Source organism: Pseudomonas sp. UBA5666 (assembly GCF_002420785.1).
Lineage (GTDB): Bacteria > Pseudomonadota > Gammaproteobacteria > Pseudomonadales > Pseudomonadaceae > Aquipseudomonas > Aquipseudomonas fulva.
The window spans coordinates 1-18,226 of the sequence record NZ_DIIQ01000036.1 but is presented as its reverse complement, the minus strand read 5'-3'; the positions used below and the strand labels follow the sequence as shown (position 1 = coordinate 18,226).

General features: G+C 57.3%; 16 protein-coding genes and 6 pseudogenes. 10 read left to right on the top strand and 12 right to left on the bottom strand.

Going from position 1 to position 18,226, the window contains the following annotated elements; genetic code table 11:
- Together B2Y33_RS15860 and B2Y33_RS15855 are read left to right on the top strand one after the other, a co-directional pair.
- A pseudogene (locus tag B2Y33_RS15860) lies at positions 1 to 153 on the top strand (IS4 family transposase); the annotation flags it as partial.
- A 320-nt stretch (positions 154 to 473) separates the two neighbouring features.
- Positions 474 to 704 (top strand): hypothetical protein, encoded by a 231-nt coding sequence (locus B2Y33_RS15855; protein WP_009681584.1) that lies wholly within the window; start codon positions 474 to 476, stop codon positions 702 to 704.
- A gap of 290 nt (positions 705 to 994) precedes the next feature.
- Here the strand turns inward: B2Y33_RS15855 and B2Y33_RS15850 are convergent.
- Positions 995 to 1,497: pseudogene (locus B2Y33_RS15850) on the bottom strand (transposase); the annotation flags it as partial.
- 86 nt (positions 1,498 to 1,583) lie between these two features.
- Here B2Y33_RS15850 and B2Y33_RS15845 point away from each other — a divergent pair.
- Positions 1,584 to 2,599, top strand: a pseudogene (locus B2Y33_RS15845) (IS110 family transposase).
- A gap of 235 nt (positions 2,600 to 2,834) precedes the next feature.
- Here B2Y33_RS15845 and B2Y33_RS15840 read toward each other — a convergent pair.
- The 6 genes and pseudogenes from B2Y33_RS15840 to B2Y33_RS15815 all read right to left on the bottom strand — a co-directional run.
- A pseudogene (locus B2Y33_RS15840) lies at positions 2,835 to 3,039 on the bottom strand (IS5/IS1182 family transposase); the annotation flags it as partial.
- Positions 3,040 to 3,065: 26 nt separating this feature from the next.
- Positions 3,066 to 4,601: pseudogene (gene tnpC / locus B2Y33_RS15835) on the bottom strand (IS66 family transposase).
- A gap of 63 nt (positions 4,602 to 4,664) precedes the next feature.
- Complete coding sequence (gene tnpB / locus B2Y33_RS15830) at positions 4,665 to 5,000, bottom strand: IS66 family insertion sequence element accessory protein TnpB (protein WP_003189483.1); 336 nt, start codon at positions 4,998 to 5,000, stop codon at positions 4,665 to 4,667.
- Positions 4,997 to 5,317, bottom strand: coding sequence for an IS66-like element accessory protein TnpA (gene tnpA / locus B2Y33_RS15825; RefSeq protein WP_009681580.1), 321 nt, complete (start codon positions 5,315 to 5,317; stop codon positions 4,997 to 4,999). The genes tnpB and tnpA overlap by 4 nt, the downstream gene beginning before the upstream one ends.
- A gap of 417 nt (positions 5,318 to 5,734) precedes the next feature.
- Positions 5,735 to 6,079, bottom strand: coding sequence for a hypothetical protein (locus B2Y33_RS15820; RefSeq protein ID WP_154211951.1), 345 nt, complete (start codon positions 6,077 to 6,079; stop codon positions 5,735 to 5,737).
- A 175-nt stretch (positions 6,080 to 6,254) separates the two neighbouring features.
- Positions 6,255 to 6,557, bottom strand: a complete 303-nt coding sequence (locus tag B2Y33_RS15815) for a ribbon-helix-helix domain-containing protein (protein ID WP_009681578.1) — start codon at positions 6,555 to 6,557, stop codon at positions 6,255 to 6,257.
- A 207-nt stretch (positions 6,558 to 6,764) separates the two neighbouring features.
- Between B2Y33_RS15815 and B2Y33_RS15810 the strand changes: the two genes are divergently transcribed.
- The 5 genes from B2Y33_RS15810 to B2Y33_RS15790 all read left to right on the top strand — a co-directional run bounded on the left by B2Y33_RS15810 (position 6,765) and on the right by B2Y33_RS15790 (position 10,521).
- Complete coding sequence (locus B2Y33_RS15810; RefSeq protein WP_009681577.1) at positions 6,765 to 7,157, top strand: VOC family protein; 393 nt, start codon at positions 6,765 to 6,767, stop codon at positions 7,155 to 7,157.
- 121 nt (positions 7,158 to 7,278) lie between these two features.
- The gene (locus B2Y33_RS15805) at positions 7,279 to 7,839 is read left to right on the top strand and encodes a hypothetical protein (protein WP_009681576.1); all 561 of its coding nucleotides are present in this window, start codon (positions 7,279 to 7,281) and stop codon (positions 7,837 to 7,839) included.
- A gap of 10 nt (positions 7,840 to 7,849) precedes the next feature.
- The gene (locus tag B2Y33_RS15800) at positions 7,850 to 9,418 is read left to right on the top strand and encodes a GMC family oxidoreductase (protein ID WP_009681575.1); all 1,569 of its coding nucleotides are present in this window, start codon (positions 7,850 to 7,852) and stop codon (positions 9,416 to 9,418) included.
- On the top strand, positions 9,415 to 10,209 hold the full coding sequence (gene gloB, locus B2Y33_RS15795; protein WP_016486914.1) for a hydroxyacylglutathione hydrolase: 795 nt from the start codon (positions 9,415 to 9,417) through the stop codon (positions 10,207 to 10,209). Before B2Y33_RS15800 ends, gloB begins: the two co-directional genes overlap by 4 nt.
- A 21-nt stretch (positions 10,210 to 10,230) precedes the next feature.
- A complete protein-coding gene (locus B2Y33_RS15790) occupies positions 10,231 to 10,521 on the top strand; it encodes a c-type cytochrome (protein WP_009681572.1) in 291 nt (96 codons plus the stop codon).
- 161 nt (positions 10,522 to 10,682) lie between these two features.
- Here B2Y33_RS15790 and B2Y33_RS15785 read toward each other — a convergent pair whose 3' ends face one another.
- The 5 genes and pseudogenes from B2Y33_RS15785 to B2Y33_RS15765 form a co-directional block, all read right to left on the bottom strand.
- Entirely contained in the window at positions 10,683 to 10,973 is a 291-nt protein-coding gene (locus B2Y33_RS15785; protein WP_236183105.1) for a hypothetical protein, read from the bottom strand.
- Positions 10,974 to 10,982: 9 nt separating this feature from the next.
- Positions 10,983 to 11,336, bottom strand: a pseudogene (locus tag B2Y33_RS15780) (hypothetical protein); the annotation flags it as partial.
- A 116-nt stretch (positions 11,337 to 11,452) separates the two neighbouring features.
- Positions 11,453 to 11,935 carry a (2Fe-2S)-binding protein gene (locus B2Y33_RS15775; protein WP_009681570.1) on the bottom strand — a complete coding sequence of 161 codons (483 nt, stop codon included), beginning with the start codon at positions 11,933 to 11,935 and terminating at the stop codon, positions 11,453 to 11,455.
- A gap of 66 nt (positions 11,936 to 12,001) precedes the next feature.
- Positions 12,002 to 12,532 carry a c-type cytochrome gene (locus B2Y33_RS15770; RefSeq protein ID WP_016486912.1) on the bottom strand — a complete coding sequence of 177 codons (531 nt, stop codon included), beginning with the start codon at positions 12,530 to 12,532 and terminating at the stop codon, positions 12,002 to 12,004.
- A 51-nt stretch (positions 12,533 to 12,583) separates the two neighbouring features.
- Positions 12,584 to 13,252 (bottom strand): cytochrome c, encoded by a 669-nt coding sequence (locus B2Y33_RS15765; protein WP_197899466.1) that lies wholly within the window; start codon positions 13,250 to 13,252, stop codon positions 12,584 to 12,586.
- 480 nt (positions 13,253 to 13,732) lie between these two features.
- Here B2Y33_RS15765 and B2Y33_RS15760 point away from each other — a divergent pair, with 480 nt between their 5' ends.
- Both B2Y33_RS15760 and gshA read left to right on the top strand, forming a co-directional pair.
- A complete protein-coding gene (locus B2Y33_RS15760; RefSeq protein WP_009681569.1) occupies positions 13,733 to 16,588 on the top strand; it encodes an FAD-binding and (Fe-S)-binding domain-containing protein in 2,856 nt (951 codons plus the stop codon).
- A 3-nt stretch (positions 16,589 to 16,591) separates the two neighbouring features.
- A complete protein-coding gene (gene gshA / locus B2Y33_RS15755; RefSeq protein WP_009681568.1) occupies positions 16,592 to 18,169 on the top strand; it encodes a glutamate--cysteine ligase in 1,578 nt (525 codons plus the stop codon).
- The last annotated feature ends 57 nt before the right edge of the window (positions 18,170 to 18,226 follow it).

The window sequence follows — 18,226 nt, the reverse complement described above, 5'->3', positions numbered from 1 at the left end:
CGAAACCAGGGGCGATTCAGTGCTCAGGGGCTGAGCAATGTGCTGGCCTTGATGGCTAAAAGCCTCAGTGCCGTACGCTCAGGCCGTAGCTTTGCGCGCCAACGCAAACGCGCAGCCAGCCGAGGTTGTGGGGGCTACAAACCGACGCGCTGAAGAAACACCACCGCCCAACCTCCGTGTGCAAAAAAAGCTGGCCACAAGCGGTCGGCATAGGCTCGTCCGGAGAACGAGAAATCTCGCCTAGACAGCCGGGCCGGAACAGACGATGATCACATCACCGCCAGCCCAGTTAGACCGCCTGATTGAGCGGCAGAGGCCTGGTCATCGCCCGACGGCCATGGCAGCTGGCTGCTTCGGGGGGCTTACCTTGGGCAGGGCTGCAGCTTAGGTTGATGACATTGCAACAGGCCCTAGCCCAGAACGATGACAATATCTGCATGCCATAAACCTCACCCGGGCCGTGCAATTGTCCGATGAGCCTATCGTCGGCTTTGGCCTGCTCCGGCAAAACCGGCGGCATGACTTCGCTGCCCAATCTCGACCAACTGCCCCCTGAACAACTGCGCGCTCTGGCGGCGCAGTTGATGCAACGTGTCGAGAGTCTCGATCAGAAAGTCGAGACAATGGGCAAGAAGATCCACCGCGACCAAACGGTTAGCCCAGACACCTTATGGAGCGATGCTAACTACCCAGTGGTTGGCTGAGGATGGACACTGGTTCATCTTGAATAGACGAAACCTGTCGACACTCTGGGGCAGCTATCGGCCGATTCTGTTGAAAAAGTCGATTTTTACGGACATGGGTTGTCAGCAGGTCGAAAAGCGCTCAATTTTCGCGTTGCTATGTAAAATCTAATGCATTTCTGCCTTCTGAGCGAGTCAGATTTTAACGTCGCTCACCTTCTTTCATAGGCGAGCGACGCTACGAGACTTTTTCAACAGAATCGGCCAAAAGCAGTCATCCAGGTTTCCACCTAAGACAACCATGTGGGGGGCTACCGGCCAGGGATGAATACCCGGAGGACTGTGGATTTCCCAGTTTGGTTTGCGGCCATGCTGGCCGGATGGATCCACAGACTCGCCAGCGCAAACAACGTCGTCAGTTGCGCCGTGTTCTTGGCCACGCCGCGAAAGCGAGTTCTCACATAGCCGAACTGAAGCTTGATCACTCGGAACGGATGCTCGACTTTCGCCCGTACCTGCGCCTTGACCTTCTCGATCTGGCGCTTGGCTGAGTAGAGCACGCGCGTTGGCCCAAGTGCTTGTAGGTGCTGCGTCGCGCAGCGATCTGCCAGGTCGCCGGTCGCCCTTCATGCTCCGGTCGTTTCTCAACGCCGGTATAGCCCGAATCGGCATTGGCGACGTTCGCTGCGCCATGCAGTAGATGTGAAACTTCCGTCACGTCAGCCACGTTGGCGGCTGTGCCATGGACATGATGTACCAGGCCCGATTCTGCGTCGGCTCCGATATGCGCTTTCATGCCGAAGAAGTACTGGTTGTCTTAATGAGATGGTCAGCCCAGTTCGAGAAACCCGGTGAGTCTAGACTTACCGGGTTTCTCTCTTGACCGAAGGAGGATCTCTCATGAACACCGTAACGCTTCTAGGTATCGACATCGGCAAGAACACCTTCCACCTGCATGGCCAGGATGCGAGAGGAAATCAGCTCATGCGCAAGAAGCTCAATCGTTGCCAATTGCTGCCGTATCTGGCGCAGTTGCCAAGCTGCAAAATTGCATGGAGTCCTGCGGCAGTTCGTAATGGCTGGCTAGGCAGATCGAGGGCTTGGGCCACCGCGTGCAATTAATCGCGGCGCAGCATGTGAAGGCCTACGTCACTGGCAACAAGAATGACTTTATCGATGCAGAGGCCATCTGCGAAGCCGCGTCGCGACCCAGAACCCGCTCGGTTCCAGTAAAGACCCTTGAGCAGCAGATCCTGTCGACTGAGCACAAGCTGCGCAAGTCTTGGGTGGATAATCGCACGCGAATCATCAACCAGGTGCACGGTGTCCTGCTGGAGCTCAGGATCATTTTCCCCATTGGACATGCTGCTCTGGAGCAGGTGCCCGCTTTGATGGAACGCCATGAGCTGCCGATTCGACTGCGTAATGCGGTTGAGCGAATGCTGCTCGATATTCAACGCCTGACGAGAGATATCAAGGGGATCGATGTCGAGATCAAACAGCAGTTGTCTGAGGACGCCGCCGGCATGCGCTTGCTGAGCATCCCCGGCATCGGCCCTCTCACCACTAGCGCGCTGGTGGCCGATGTCGGTGACGCTTCGACTTACAAACGCTCACGCGACTTTGCCGCGTCACTCGGGTTGGTGCCTCGACAGTATTCAAGCGGTGGCAAGACGAGCTTGCTTGGCATCAGCAAGCGCGGCGACAAGTATCTGCGCTGCCTGCTGGTGCAAGGCGCTCACGCACTGATGATACGAATCGACAAGCGTGACGATGCACTCGGAGCTTGGGTAAGAAATCTTTTGGCTCGCAAGCCCCCGAACAAAGTCGCCTGTGCGCTGGCCAACAAGACGACAAGAATCGTCTGGGCAGTATTAGCCCGAGGCGGCAGCTACAACGTGAAACAGATGGCTTGACCTAACCGACTTACCACCGGCTTTTGCGACGACAGTGATGATGACGATAAACGGCAGACATCCCAACTGAAAACCTGAAAACGAAGATAGTTTTTAAAGCTGATCCCTTTATCAAGGACAATTGGGAGCGACTTCTCATCAAGGGCCGAGCGCTAATGAACGTGCTCACCACGAGCCCGGATACATTAGCGCAAGCATGCTTTACCGTTCATCAAACTGCGTTGCAGGAGGTGGGCTGACTATACATCTTCGTCTGGTGCATTTCCGGATCGCGCTTGCCATCCTTGTTCTTGGTCGAACTGGGCGCGTGGATGATGGTGGCATCGACAATCGTACCCTGGCGTAGCGACAGACCTCCCTTTGTCTTGCAAATAGTTGTTGATGGTTTCCAGAATCCCTGCCGCGAGTTGTTGCATCTCCAGCAGGTGCCGGAAAGTAAGCGTCCGCCCAACTCACCTTGTGCAAGTCAGGCTGGCACCCACTGATGCGGCAGCAACTGCTCAATCTCGCTGGCCCGCTGCGTCGGCAGCCGCGTCAGCACATTCTTGAGATAGGCATACGGATCATGCCCATTCATGCGCGCTGATTGGATCAGGCTCATGATCGCAGCCGCCCGCTTACCGCTGCGTAGCGACCCGGCAAACAGCCAGTTCGAGCGCCCGAGTGCCCATGGCCTTATCTGGTTCTCGACTTGGTTGTTGTCGATGGGCACAGCCCCATCGTCTTAGTAGCGCGTCAGCGCTACCCAGCGTTTCAGGCTGTAGTCGAGGGCTTTGGCCGTGGCTGATCCGTTGGGCACCAAGTCGCGCTGGGCCAACATCCACTCATGCAGTGTTTTGCTGATCGGTACCGCCAACTCCTGACGTAATCGCCACCGATCTTCATCGCTCATGTCCCGTGCCTGGCGCTCGATCTCGTATAAACCGCCAATCGAATGCAACGCCTGTTCGGCCAACTGGCTTTTGTTCGCCACATGCAAATCGAAAAACTTGCGACGGGCGTGGGCCATGCAGCCGATTTCAGTGATGCCTTGCTCAAAGCCAGCTTTGTAGCCAGCGAAGTCATCGCAGACCAACTTGCCGTTCCAGTCGCCGAGGAAGTTGCGCGCATGTTCGCCAGCACGGCTTGAGCTGAAGTCGTAAACCACGGCTTTGAGGGCCGAAAACGGCGTCGTGCTGTAGGCCCAGACGTAGGCCCGGTGGGTTTTCTTCTCGCCCGGTGCAAGCATTTGCACGGGCGTTTCATCAGCATGAATCACGCCCTGCTTCAGCAACGCCTCACGCAATGCATCGACCAACGGCTGGAGCCGCACGCCGGTTTGTCCAACCCATTGGGCCAAGGTCGAGCGAGCGATTGCCAGCCCGGCGCGGCCAAAGATTTTCTCCTGCCGATACAGCGGCAAGTGATCGGCAAACTTGGCCACCATTACGTGGGCCAGCAAACCTGCGGTTGGGCTACCTTTGTCGATAACCTGCGCTGGCACCGGCGCCTGGATCAGTATTTCGCACTGGCGGCAGGCCCATTTGCCACGTACATGTTGCTCGACGGTAAACACACCAGGCGTGTAATCCAGCTTTTCGCTGACGTCTTCGCCGATGCGTTGAAGCTGGCAGCCACAGGCGCACTGAGTGTTTTCGGGTTCGTGACGAATCACCGTACGTGGAAACTGCGGCGGCAAGGGCGCACGTTTCGGGGATTGCCGTGGCTCGGCCTGTGGTGAAGCTGGGATGAGCTTTTTCAGCTCTTCTTCGATAGCTTCAAGGTCTGTGTCGAGGAGGTCATCCAGCAAGCTGTCTTGTGCTGGGCTGATCTGCTCGCTGGGCTTGGCAAACTTGTGGCGCTTGAGCAGGGCGATTTCGAACTTGAACTGTTCGATGAGAATTTCATCGTTCTGGATCTTCCTGCTCATCGCCTCGACTTGGGACTGCAATTGCAACGCCTGTGCCGCCAAGGCACGAAGCTGTTCCGGAGTCATCTGGTCGAGGTTGGGCAAGAAAGTCATGCCGCCGATTGTGCCAGAGCAGGCCCGAAACGACGACAAGCAGACCGGCCAAATGGCCGGCGGTTACAGCATGCTGATCACGCCGCCTGAGCCGACCCGCTGCCACGGCAGGCCCAGCACCAACGCCTGGAGTTGCTCGCTGTCGAGTTCGACCTCACAGCCGTGGCGAATTCCGGGCCAGTGAAACTTGCCTTGATTCAGGCGCCGCGCGGCAAGCCAGACGCCCACGCCATCGTGCACCAGCACTTTCATCCGGTTAGCACGGCGATTGGCGAACAGATAAGCGCAGTGCGGCTTCGCCGCACCGAACACCGCGATCACCCGGGCCAAAGCCGTTTCGGTACCGGCGCGCATGTCCATCGGCTCGGTGGCCAGCCAGATTGCATCAATGCGGATCATTGAGCGACAGCCCGGATAAATTGCGCACAGCCCTCGGGATCCGAGGCTGGCCATCTCACTGTGATCAATTGGCCGGCCATGGGCAACTCGATGATCACTGAGGCTTCGGCTGGCCGTTTAGGTGCGGCTTTTAGCGGAACGAACGCCGGTAGTGAAGTCGCTGCGGGCTGGTCTCGATAGAGCGGCATCCATTTGCGGATGACATTGGCATTGATGCCGTGGCTGATGGCGACACTCGATACGGTTGCCCCAGGTTGCAGGCATTCCTGAACGACCTGGGCTTTGAATGGTTTCGGATAAGAGCTTCGTTGGCGCATGGAAATCCTGGCGATAAGGGCGATCGCGTCCGCTTAAAAATACCCGGACACCATCGCCCTAAAAGCTGGAGTTCGTAAGGTGAGTTCACCGGACGCTTACTGTTGGCTGCCTGCAAGCCTGCGTATTCAATGATACGGTCTCGATTTGATCTCGCGACCTGGGCAAGCGCTGAGGCTTCGTGGATAGCGAGGTCGGAACACAGGCCTTGGTGGTAACAGCTCAACAGATAGCGTATTGCGGACGCCGCAGCTACGCCATTCCCTGGGTCTAGCTTCAGCGCTGCCAATCGGGCGTCATGGGCTTCACTGAAGCGGAAGCTTCCTTCCAGCTGATTAGCAAGGTTCGTCCAACTCTGTGTGCGAATGGCATCTGCAGCCTCAGTGTTCTGAGCCACGTGCCAGAAGTAGCCACGGGCTTCAGCCCGCAGGGCCTTGGTAGATTCGAGGTGGGTCTAGCCGATCACCTTCTTCGCTGGTGAAAGCCGCTGCACTGATTATTGCCGTGGCCAGGTTGAACTTCACATCAGGGGTTGGGAAGGTCGAATGAAGCTCTCGGTACAGTGCAAGTCCTTCCTCAACAGCGTCGCGCGCCTGAATCAACACACCTGCGTTTACCAGAGCCGCAGCCTGAATAACCTTAAGGTTTGGCGCCTGTGGGCCATCAGCGACGATTCTTCGCGCTTCCCTGATTGCTGCACCTGGATCGGTGTCCTCCAAATGGTTCAAACGGGCCAGCAGCTCTTGGAAATCGTAATTCGCCAAAGGTAACGCCTCTGCAGTTGGAATATGCCAATAAGAAGCCGTGCCACACGCCCTACCCTAAAAACAGCCTCGTCAGCACGTTGCCTAATACTCTCGCCTCCTGTGAGGTGCGCCTAAGAGTGGTCGGTTGCCGGCAGATGAGCACCTGCCAGGACACCGTCACGAGGCAGTTCACTTACCCCGCTGCGATCGAAAGTGGCACCACCCTATTGGCCACCTGCTTTTGGCTGAGGTAGCGGGTGCAGCTCACCCTCAAGAACGAGGCAAAATTCACCACTTCTCCCCGGTAATCCATGACTTCCTCGTACAGCTTAGCGATGAGTTGGTTCGTGCTGACACCATCCGCTGAAGCGATCTCGGTCAGGATGTCCCAGAACTGGTTTTCTAGACGCAGGGTGGTAACCACGCCCCGGATGCGCAAGGAGCGCGAGCGCGATTCATAGAGAATCGGGTCTGCCTTCACGTACAGCTCACACATGATGCCTCCGCTGGTTTCACCTGGCTAAGTCGCGTCGTGGGCATATGCCCACACCTGAAGCTACCTTCCCAAGGCATCACGCGGGTAATACACCGCTATTACACGTGCCCATTTCGCTGCCGAGGCGCACGTAATAGCCACTTATTACCCACCAGATTTTCATTCTGCCATCTTGAGTGCATAACAACACCACAGGAAAGCCTGATAATGTCGAAATTCCTCCACACCATGATCCGCGTAGGTGACCTGGATGCCTCCATGAGTTTCTACGGACAAGCATTCGACCTGCAGGAATCCCATCGCCTTGAGTTCGACGATTTCTCCCTCGTGTACCTGCGCGACCAGCAAAGCGGCGCCGAAATCGAACTGACCTGGAACAAGGGCCAAGACAGCTACACCCACGGCAGTGGCTATGGCCATGTCGCCTTCGCAGTAGAAGACCTTGATCTCCATCACGCTCGCTTGAGCGAAATAGGGCTCTCACCTGCCCCCATCAAGGAATTCAAACGTGGCGAGGAGATGCTCGCTCGCTTCTTCTTCATCCAAGACCCCGACGGCTACAAGATTGAGGTGCTGCAGCGCGCCGGCCACTACCAGTAACGCAACCACAAGCATCAGACGCCTAGGCGTCGTCTATTAATACAGCGCGGAAAAACGCCACTCCCCAACAAAGCAGCACCCGTGATGTCAGGCTCCTAATAACAACAACAAGGAGAACAGCATGCAGGATATACAAGCCAGCCGCCGTAGCTTTCTGAAAGGCAGCGGCGGAATTCTCTTGGGCACGTTGCTTTTCACCTCCGGCCCCATTGCCCTGCTCGCCCCCAGTAAAACCTGGGCGCTCGAGATGAAAATGCTGAACAACGATCAAGCCGCACGACTGATCGTTGTGGTGCGCCGGATCTACCCTCACGATCAGATGGAAGACGCTGTGTACGCCTTTGCGATCAAAGCACTGGACGACCGCGCCGTTACTGACCCCTCCATTCTTCCCCTGCTTGAACAAGGTTTGAACGAGCTGGACAAGTCTGCCGACGGCGCCTGGCTGAATCTGGATGAGCCACGCCAATTGGCCTTGCTGGAGTCCATCCAGACCACCCCGTTTTTCACCCTGATCAGATCAGTATCGGTCAATGCTCTTTACAGCAATGAACTCGCCTACCAGCACTTTGGCTACGAGGGCGCCTCCTTCCCCAAAGGCGGCTACTTGATGCGCGGCTTCAACGATCTGAAATGGCTGCCTGCTGCCCCTACCGAAGCCAGTCCCCCCGCCTTTTCCTGAGGATGCGTACATGACTACATTCAATTTCGACGACGACTCGGTAGTGGTGATCATCGGCTCTGGTGCGGGTGGCGGGACACTGGCCAATGAACTGTGCCAGAAGGGTATTCCAGTCGTTCTGCTGGAAGCTGGACAGCGCCAATCCTCTGCCACATTCATCAATGACGAATGGCCTTCATTCGAGCAATTGTCCTGGGGCGATACTCGCACTACCTCGGGCTCGTGGCAGATCGCCAAGGACTTCCCGAATCTCCCCGCCTGGATCTGTAAAACCGTCGGTGGAACCACCACTCACTGGGCAGGTGCCAGCCTTCGATTCCAGGAGCATGAATTCCGAGCGCGGCAGACCTACGGCGACATCAAAGACGCGAATCTGCTCGACTGGCCACTGACGCTTGCAGAATTGGAGCCCTTCTATGCAAGGGCAGAAGACAAGATGGGCGTGACGCGCACCAACGACATTCCTGGACTGCCGGGAAACAACAATTTCCAGGTGATGTACAACGGTGCTCGCAAGCTTGGTTACAAGAAATGCAGTACCGGCCACATGGCGATCAACAGCCGTGCTCGCGCAGGACGTGCTCAATGCATGCAACTCGGATTCTGCTTCCAGGGCTGCAAGATGGGGGCAAAGTGGTCAACGCTGTACACCGAGATTCCAGCAGCGGAAGCCACAGGTAAGCTCGAGCTCCGCACGCAGGCGCACGCAGTGAAGATCGAGCACGATGCCAAGGGACGCGCGACTGGAGTGGTCTACGCGGATGCGCAGGGACGACTGCAACGCCAGAAAGCGCGTCTTGTTGCGGTCGCAGGCAATGCCATCGAAACGCCCCGCTTGCTGTTGAATTCGACCAGCACATTGTTCCCTCATGGGATTGGCAACGGTTCAGGGATGGTTGGTAAGCACTACATGCGCCATACCACCGGCTCAGTGTTTGCGGAGTTCAAGGATCCGGTGCACTTCTACCGCGGCACCATCATGGCCGGCCTAATCGGTGATGAGGTGCACTTCAATCCCGACCGAGGCTTTGTCGGTGGCTACGAGATGGAAACCATCTCGCTCGGCCTTTCCTTCATGGCTGCGTTCTTCAACCCCGGCGCCTGGGGGCGCGACTTCACCCGCGTCATGGACAACTACACGCATCTGGCTGGCATGTGGCTGGTCGGTGAGGACATGCCCCGGGAAACCAATCGCATCACCCTGAGCGATACCGTCAAAGACCGCTTCGGCATTCCAGTGGCCAACGTGCACTACGACGACCACCCCAACGATATCGCCATGCGAGAGCATGCCTATCAGCAAGGTAGTGCGGTCTATGAGGCCGTCGGAGCACTGAAGACGCATCGAGTACCACCCTACCCCTCGACTCATAACATGGGCACATGTCGCATGAGCCACAAGGAAGCTGATGGCGTCTGCAATAAATACGGGCAAAGCCATGAAGTCCCGAATCTCTTCATTTCGGATGGCAGTCAGTTCACCACCAGCGCAGCCGAGAACCCTACCCTGACGATCGTCAGCCTCGCGATCCGTCAGGCTGAGTACATTGCCGATGCCTTAAGGACGCATGCGGCATGACTACTACTCCCGACAACCGTTTGGAGATTTGCGCTCTCCCGGCATTCACCGACAACTACATCTGGCTTCTGGCTGATCACTCAAACCAGGCCTGTGCAGTCGTAGATCCAGGTGATGCCGGGCCAGTTCAAGCCTGGCTGGCTGAGCATCCTGGTTGGGTGCTCACTGATGTACTGATCACTCACCACCACAGTGACCATGTGGGCGGTATCGAGAAGCTGAAGTCTGCCTTCGACCTTCTCGTCCATGGCCCGGAAAACGAGCCGATCCCCTATAGGGATCGGCCACTCAAGGATGGTGATCTGATCCAGGTATTGGGACGTACCATCAACGTGATCGGGGTGCCTGGCCATACTTCCGGACACTTGGCTTACCACCTGGTTGATGAGAATGTGCTGTTCAGCGGCGACACGCTGTTCAGCGCCGGTTGTGGGCGCCTGTTCGAGGGTACGCCGCTGCAGATGCTGACCTCGCTCGAATGCCTTGCAGCGCTACCGGAGCAGACGCAAGTCTACTGTGCACACGAGTACACCCTCTCCAACCTGCGTTTTGCATTGGCTGTTGACCCAGACAATCAGCAAATCGCCGAGCGCTTGGCCGAGGTCTGCGAAATCCGTGACCGCGGTGAGTGCACCTTACCGACCCGAATCGGCGTTGAGCGTGCATTTAACCCGTTCCTCCGCGTACGGGAAGCGAAGATCGTTGAGGCTATCGAACGTCACGCGGGGCTGACCATCAGATCCGCCGAGGAATGCTTCGCTGCAATGCGCAAGTGGAAAGACAATTTCTGAACAACAACAAGAGGATCATCTATGAGAAAAACACTGCTGATTGCCGCTACAGCCTTCATGATTGCTTCTGCCCAGGCAGCTCAAGAGCCTGAGGCCGTATTCGCAAAATCCTGCGCCATGTGCCACAACGGCCAACTCCCAAACGCGCCCAAGAAAGGTGATGCAGCTGCGTGGAAACCTCGCCTTGCTCAAGGGCAAGAGGCACTACTCAAAAACGTAGTGAATGGATTGAGTGTCATGCCACCACGTGGGCTCTGCAGTGACTGCAGTGACGAAGACCTCGTGGCAACGATAGGCTGGATGTCTCGCTAACCGATAGGAAAATCGAGCCGCTATAGGACAATGGGGCATCCACAAAGGTCAGCCTTCTTGAGGGCGATGCCGAATTGACCCACGTGCCGACGTAAGACTGCCCCACCTCTAAATCAGCACAAACTCTGCACAACCAATGTTTTTCGAGGAATCAGCCTAGGTCAGTGACATCTCGGCAACTGGGTCAATTCGGCGTCAGCGCCAACACCATATCGGGTCGGTGGCAGCAACGGGCTGGCATACACCATGCCCTCAACTCTGGCGTCGATACCGAAGACGGCGTCACCCGTGGTTTTGTTGGCAATGTCCAGCGAAGTGACCGGTTTACCCACCAGCCTCAGGTCGGCATCGGCCTTCAGTGGCAGCGCTTTCAGCTCCGCTTCGCTGAACTCACGGGTCACGCCCAAGGTGACCAGTTCGGCGTAGGAAATTTCCTGTTTTCCGCAAACCACCCTACCGCCGCGGGCCACACAGGAATCGGGCGAAACGCCCCATTTTTTGGCAGCAGCTTCAATCAATGCCACCCGTCCGGCAGCACCGGCCTGACAGTAAACCGGCCAGCTCTGGGACACCGACCAACTCCCGCCGGTCACCATCAGGCCCCATTTCCTGGCACTGTCCACATGGACGATTTCCACATTTTCCCAAGACACCTCCAATTCGTCCGCAAGGATTCGGGCGATGGAAGTACCCCACGTGCTGGCCCATTTCGACCCGAATGATGTTGACCTTGACCTTGACCTTGCCGGCGTTGTCGCTGGAGTACCACACCGAAGGTTCGTAGATTGCGCCTTCACTGGGTAGCGCCGCGTCATCGGTCGTCGCAGGATCCATGGCCGCTAACACGCCGCGTGGAAAGCCAAAGCTGAGCCCCGCCAGGGTCATGGCAACCAGAAAGCCACGGCGAGTCATGCCTGTTGGTCCGCCCGTATTAAACAGCGCGCTCATCGTTGACCTCCTGCCTCATTGCAGCAGCCGCTTTATGAATCGCTTTGCGGATGCGTACGTAAGTCATGCAGCGGCAGACGTTGCCACTCATCACCGCATCGATATCTGCATCGGTCGGATCGGGAAAGTCGCTCAGCAGCGCGGCGGCCTGCATGATCTGACCAGGCTGGCAGTAGCCACACTGTGGTACCTGCAATTTATGCCAGGCCACCTGCAACGGATGATTGCCTTGCTCGGACAAGCCTTCGATGGTGGTGACACTGGCACCCACCACGGCGGAGACAGGCGTGATACAGGAACGGGTGGCTCGGCCACCAACGTGTACGGTGCAAGCACCGCAGGCACCAATACCGCAACCGAACTTGGTGCCGGTCATGTTCAATTCGTCACGGATAACCCACAGAAGAGGCATGTCTGTGTCCACGTCGGCAACTGTTGGCTTGCCGTTCAACATAAACCTGGCCATGGCTCACTCCTCCCGCGAATTAATGCTCAAACCGGGGCTGACGACGAATCTCAGCGACTTTCTGTTTCAGATCGGCCATGGCTGTTCATTCGCCGTTTGTCGCAGGTAAGTGGCAATGGCTGTTATGTCGTCATCATTGAGCGCTTCGCGGAACTGAGGCATGACCACACCGCGAATCCCTTGATCGCTTCTGAAGCCATCGAGTATGACGTTGATCAGATTACTCGGGTCGTCAAGATGAGTAGCGCTGCCCAGGGCCAGCAACGGACGACCTTTCACCAGCTGGCTACTGCTGTAGTGGCAAGCAGAACAGGTGCTGTTATACAGCCGGGCACCATGATCGATCCGCAAGTCTGTGGTCTTGTGCTGTGCCTGGTCAGCGGTCTGGAGTTTAGGACTGGCCGCTGGTTCGTTGTTGTTGTCACCCGCCAACTCGCCAAAGTAAACACTCAACGCTTTGATATCCGCGTCAGGCAAGGCAGACAAGCCCTCATGCACGACAGGCGCCATCGGGCCAGCGGCACTGCCGTGGAATAGAGAGTTGCCAGTACGCAGGTATTCATGGAAGTCCTGCACTCGCCAAGGCAGCGGCGACATGCTGGTGCGGGTCAGCGATGGTGCGACCCAGCCGTCAATCGATGCGCCTTCTTACATGTGACTGTATTTTTCGCCCCCCAGCGCATTACGTGGCGTATGGCAGGCACCGCAGTGGCTGATTCCCTGGGCCAAATAGGCACCGCGGTTCCATTCCTCAGACTTGTCGCTACGCTTTTCAAACGGATCGGTGTTGGCGAACAGCAGTTTCCAGCCTGCTTGCAGAAAGCGAAGATTGATCGGAAACGGAATACCGTTTTCCTTCTTCTGCTGATTGATCGCCGGCACGGATGACATGAGGAAGGCATAGACAGCCTTGATAACGTCATTCGTCATTTTATTGAAGTGCTCGAACGGGAACGCCGGCAACAAGTGATGACCATCGCGGCTGACACCGGCACGCATGGCGCGGATAAACGCCTCTTCTGACCAACGACCGATACCCGTGTCAGGGGCCGGAGTGATGTTGCTGGAGTAGATGGCACCGAACTGGGTGTTCATCTGATAGTTACCCGCGTACTCCTGACCACCCGGGGTAGTTTGACAAGTACGGCAGTAACCGGCAGCGGCCATGATTTTGCCGTGCTCGACCATGTCCGAAGGGAATAGGTTCCTGGTCGGGGGTGTAATGGATCCGATTTCCGGATGCCAAGCGTAAATTCCGAACAATACAGCTCCGGCAACCCCTATACCAATGATGCTGACAAAAATGCGCTTAAGCATTTCACATCACCCCACAGGTTAATGCGTGCATTAAAGGGAGAGCGCAACCCTCTTGGACATTCCGTGTTTTTTGGGTAATCAGTGCGATACAGTGATTGAATTAGAGCGTTTCATTATGACCCTTGGCGGGATTTTGCCCAGCGTTTTTTTAGCGTTTACAACCCGTCAGGAAATACCTCCATCACCACGACGGGTCTGGAACTTCGAACGCGCAACGCATCGTAGTACCAGGCTATTACCCTCCCGCTGCGCGATACCTGCATGATCTGGAACAAGGATCATCACCCTACCTGCAATCGCCCTTCAATCTCTCTGCAACCGGCTAATGGCCGTGTTTACACCCAAGCCGTCAAAGGCCCGGTGTTCCAGGAAAAACGAACGAAGATCGATACAACGATCACAAAAATGCAGGCCTGCTCAACCAGGGGCTTGTTGCCACTGAGATGAGTCATTGCCCTGCCCCACCTCGCCGGAGGATCTGTGAGCCTGCCTGTCAGATTTCGTGAAGCTGTAAATACAATAATTCCGCGTGCGCGGCGATTCGATGACGATCTGTCCATCCTGGCTTTCGGAACGGATGCCAGCTTCTATCGCCTGATTCCGCAACTGGTGATTCGCGTCGAGTCCGAAGATGAAGTGGTGGCGCTGCTGCAATTGGCACAGCGCGACCGGGTTCCCGTGACCTTCCGCGCCGCCGGCACCAGCCTGTCCGGGCAAGCCATCAGCGATTCGGTGTTGATCGTGCTTGGGGATAACTGGAACGGTCGCGAGATCCGTGGCCAAGGCACACAGATCCGCTTGCAACCGGGGGTGATCGGCGCGCAGGCCAATGCCTGGCTGGCACCGTTCGGGCGCAAGATCGGCCCGGACCCGGCCTCGATCAACGCCTGCAAAATCGGCGGCATCGTGGCCAACAATGCCAGCGGCATGTGCTGCGGCACGGCGCAAAACACCTATCACACCCTGGCCGGCATTCGTCTGGTGCTGGCCGACGGCAGCCGTCTCGATACCGAAGACGCCACCAGTATCGCGGCGTTTCGCGCCAGTCATGGCGACCTGCTGGAGCGCCTCGCGACCTTGGGCCGCGAGACCCGCGCCAATGCCGAACTGGCCGCGAGAATTTGCCACAAATACCGTCTGAAAAATACCACCGGCCTGTCACTCAACGCCCTGGTGGATTATGACGAACCTGTGGATATCCTGAGCCACTTGCTGGTGGGCTCCGAAGGCACCCTCGGCTTCATCAGCGCAGTGACCTACGACACGGTGATCGATCACCCGAACAAGGCCTCGGCGCTGATCGTATTCCCGGATGTGGAAACCTGCTGCAACGCCGTCACCGTGCTCAAAAGCCAACCGGTGTCAGCGGTAGAGTTGTTGGACCGCCGTAGCTTGCGCTCGGTGCAGAACAAGCCCGGCATGCACGCTTTCGTACAACAGCTGTCGAACAATGCCTGCGCCCTGCTGATCGAATCCCGCGCGGCATCTACCTCGTTGTTGCAGGAACAGCTGGCGCAGATCATGGCGTCGCTGTCTTCGTTCCCGGTAGAGAAGCAAATCGATTTCACCGAAGACCCGCTGGAAAACGCCCGGCTCTGGGCGATCCGCAAGGACACCTTCCCCGCCGTCGGCGCGGTGCGCAAAACCGGAACCACGGTGATCATCGAGGACGTGACCTTCCCGGTGGAACAACTGGCCCTCGGCGTGAACCGGCTGATCGAGCTGTTCGACAAACATCACTACGACGAAGCGATCCTTTTCGGACACGCACTGGAAGGCAATCTGCACTTCGTCTTCACCCAGGGCTTCAACAGCGCGGAAGAAGTCGCACGCTACCAGGCGTTCATGGACGACGTGGCGCAACTGGTGGCTGTCAAGTTCGGCGGTTCGCTCAAGGCCGAGCACGGTACCGGGCGCAACATGGCACCCTTCGTCGAACTGGAATGGGGCAGCGACGCCTACCAGTTGATGTGGCAGCTCAAGCGCCTGCTCGATCCCAACGGCATTCTCAATCCGGACGTGGTGCTCAGCGAAGACCCGCAAATCCACCTCAAGCATCTGAAACCGCTGCCGGCCGCCGACGAGATCATCGACAAGTGCATCGAATGCGGCTTCTGCGAGCCGGTCTGCCCCTCCAAAGGCCTGACCTTGAGCCCGCGCCAGCGGATCGTGATCTGGCGGGACATCCAGGCGAAGAAACGCGCCGGGGTCGACACCCGCGAACTCGAAGCGGCCTACGAATACCAGGGCATCGACACCTGCGCCGCCACCGGTCTTTGTGCGCAACGCTGCCCTGTAGGAATCAACACCGGCGAGCTGGTGAAAAAGCTTCGTGGCCAGCACGCCACCCATAAGAAAACTGCCAACTGGCTGGAGGGAAATTTCGCCACGGCGCTGCAAGGTGCGCGTTTCACCCTGCACGTGGCCAATGGCGCACGGATGTTGCTGGGTGCGCCACGCCTGGCAAAGTTATCCGCAACCTTGACGCGCTTGTCCAAAGGCCAGGTTCCGCAATGGACCAACGCCATACCACAGCCGGAAAAAGCCATTCGCTTCAGCCCGACAGTGAGCGACGAACGCCCGCGCGTGGTGTACCTGGCCGCATGCGTTTCACGGGCGATGGGGCCGGCGGCGGGCGACAAGGAACAAATGTCGCTGTGCGACAAGACCCGCGGCCTGCTGGAAAAAGCCGGTTACCAGGTGGTCTTCCCGGACAACCTGGACAACCTCTGCTGTGGCCAGCCGTTCGCCTCTAAGGGTTATGCTGAACAGGCCGAACACAAACGCCAGGAACTGATTGGCGCTCTGCGCCACGCCAGCCGTGGCGGACTCGACCCGATCTACTGCGACACCAGCCCCTGCACGTTGCGCCTGATCCAGGACCTGGGCGAAGTACGCCTGGACCTGTACGACCCGGTACGTTTCATTCGTACGCACCTGATGGATCGACTGCAGTTCACGCCGCAGGAAGCGCCCATCGCGGTGCATGTCACCTGCAGCACCCAGCACCTTGGTGAAAGCCAGGCGCTGATCGATCTGGCGCGCAAATGCAGCAACAACGTGGTCATCCCCGAAGGCATTCATTGCTGCGGGTTTGCCGGCGACAAGGGCTTCACCACTCCCGAACTGAATGCACATTCACTGCGCACTCTGAAAGATGCGGTGCAGTACTGCAGCGAAGGCATTTCCACCAGTCGCACTTGTGAGATTGGCCTGAGCCAGCATGGCGGGATCGATTATCACGGGCTGGTGTATCTGGTGGACCGCGTGACCCGAAAAAAGACTGGAACAGCAGGACAACCGGTCTCATCAACCCAACTGTGTGCGCAGGAATGACCCTTGAGTGATCTTCTGTTTCGTCGACAAAGGCTGCTGGCGCAACCGGCCCATTACGACCTGTTGAGTCAATGCCTGAGAGGGATTGAGCGCGAATGTTTGCGCGTGGATTGCGAGGGACTCCTTGCACTGACACCGCACCCTGTCGCACTGGGTTCGGCACTTACCCATCCGCAGATAACCACCGACTACTCCGAATCCTTGCTGGAATTCATCACTCCGGCCATGCCGGGGGCAGTGGAATCCTTGGCCTGCCTGGAGCAAATCCACCGATTCGCTTGCAGCAACCTTGAAGGGGAATTTCTGTGGAGCTTGTCCATGCCATGCCCCCTCCCGGAAGAAGAAAACATACCGATCGCCTTTTACGGCACTTCACATACAGGGCAGTTGAAATATCTTTACCGCAAAGGATTGGCCTTGCGCTATGGCAAAAAAATGCAGTGCATTGCCGGCATTCATTACAACTTCTCGATGCCCGAAGCGCTCTTCGCGCTTCTGCAACGGGAGGAAGGTGATACGCAGGCCCTGCAGGATTATCAGTCAGCGTGCTATATGGCCCTGATTCGTAATTTCAAACGCTACAGCTGGTTGCTGATGTATCTGTTCGGCGCCTCCCCAGCGGTGGAGTCCAGCTTTCTCAAGGGAAGCGCGCACGCACTCGAACGGCTCGATGAGCACACTCTCTACCTGCCCTTTGCCACCAGCTTGCGCATGAGCGATCTGGGTTATCAAAGCCGAGCCCAATCCGACCTCAATCCGAGTTATGACACCCTTGGCAATTACATGGAAATGTTACACCGTGCGGTCTCCACGCCCCACCCAGGCTATGAGGAAATGGGGACTCACCAGGCGGGCGAACGAGTGCAGCTGAGCACTCACACGCTGCAGATTGAAAACGAGTTCTACGCCAGTATCCGCCCCAAACGGGTGACAGATATCGGCGAAAGACCGCTTCAGGCGTTGTTGTCACGGGGCATTCAATACGTGGAAGTGCGCTGCCTGGACATCAATCCATTTATGCCAGCGGGAATGGATCTTGTCCAAATGCGCTTTCTCGATGCGTTTTTGTTGTTTTGCGCGTTGCAGGACAGTCCGCGACTGAGCAGTGATGAGCAACTGCATGCCGATCAAAATTTCCTCAAGGTCGCCAAAGAAGGTCGTCGACCCGGGCTGCAACTGCTGAGGGAAGGACAGAACACCGATTTGAAAACCTGGGCTTGCGACTTGTTGGAGAGCATTCAGCCACTCGGCGCGTTGCTGGATCGAAGCCACGCTGGCGACCTCCATACCGAGGCCGTCCAATCACAGCGAGACAAGGTCGAAAACTGCACCCTGACGCCTTCGGCACAGGTGCTGGAGGCGCTGCGAAAACGAAAATCGAGTCTGGCGCGGTTCGGCCTTCTTCAGAGCAAGCAGCACGCCGAATACTTCAAGGGTCTGGCCGGCGACGAAGAGTCGAATCTGGAGGCGCTGAGCGTCACCTCAAGGCTGCACCAGCAAGCGCTTGAGCGAGCCTCCATAGGCGAATTGGACGCCTATGTCCAAACTTACATCAGCCGCATTTCTCAGCTCCACTCGTGATCATTTTCAATGGGCGCAGAAACTCTTTGCCCCTGTTTAAGAGGGTGTAGACAAAAT